The following is an 831-nucleotide window of genomic DNA, read 5'->3' as shown; positions in this document are numbered from 1 at the left end:
GCCTCGAACGTGACGACGTCGCCCTCCTCGATGTCGCCGGCGATCGACGGCGGGACGGCGACGAAGCCGTCGCCGGGGGCCATGTTCGCCGGCTCGGCGTTCATACTGCCGGTAAGCACGAACCCGAGAACGATCGGCTGGCCGAGCTGCTGCCCGACCAGCATAGCGACCACGAGGACGACGAGAAGGGCCGTCACACCGGATCCGGCCAATGATCGGAGGTTCATTGTGGCGCGTGCGAGATGTCGACGCTAAGACGTCGGTAGGACCGTCTCACGTATATGTCGTTCGACGGACCGGTCGCGCGGTCACCGTTCGAGGGCACTCACGGACGCGAGACGACCGACTCGCCACGCGCCGAGCGTTCCGCCGAGGAGGGCGAACGCGAACGCGACGCCCGCGCCCGCGAGGTAGGCGTACGTCGGCACTTCGACGAGTCCCTCGAATCCGGTGACGACGAGCGCGAGCCGATTCAGCCCCGCGGCGAGAAGGGGAGTCACGGCGATCGCGAGCAGGTAGCCCGCGGCGGCGATCGCCAGCGACTCGACAAGCGCGATGCCGATGACGCTCCGGCGGGTCGCGCCGACCGCGCGAAGGATGGACAGCGACCGCCGCTGGATGTAGATCATCGACAACAGGATATTCAACGAGAGTATCCCGCCGGCGATCACGCCGAGCCCGACCAGGCTCACGCCCGCCGCGAGGACGACGGCCTGCCGTTCGACGAGCGAGACGAGCTGTTCCTGGTTGGTTCGGAACGTGTACTCCGGGTGTTCGGCGGCGAGCTCGTTGCGAACCGCCGCTGGGTCCGTGCCAGGGGCCGTCTGGATC

The 831-nt window shown here is 68.2% G+C and carries 1 protein-coding gene and 1 pseudogene; both read right to left on the bottom strand.

Annotated elements, in window-relative coordinates; genetic code table 11:
- Window positions 1–227 (bottom strand): annotated as a pseudogene (locus tag DVK07_RS19950) (S26 family signal peptidase); the annotation flags it as partial.
- An 81-nt stretch (window positions 228–308) separates the two neighbouring features.
- On the bottom strand, window positions 309–831 hold a 523-nt coding region (locus DVK07_RS19945), incomplete at its 5' end, for an ABC transporter permease (RefSeq protein WP_147441272.1).

Source organism: Halorubrum sp. Atlit-26R, assembly GCF_003666015.1.
Taxonomy (GTDB): domain Archaea; phylum Halobacteriota; class Halobacteria; order Halobacteriales; family Haloferacaceae; genus Halorubrum.
The sequence above is the reverse complement of the archived record's forward strand: the minus strand, read 5'-3'. Positions and strand labels throughout refer to the sequence as shown.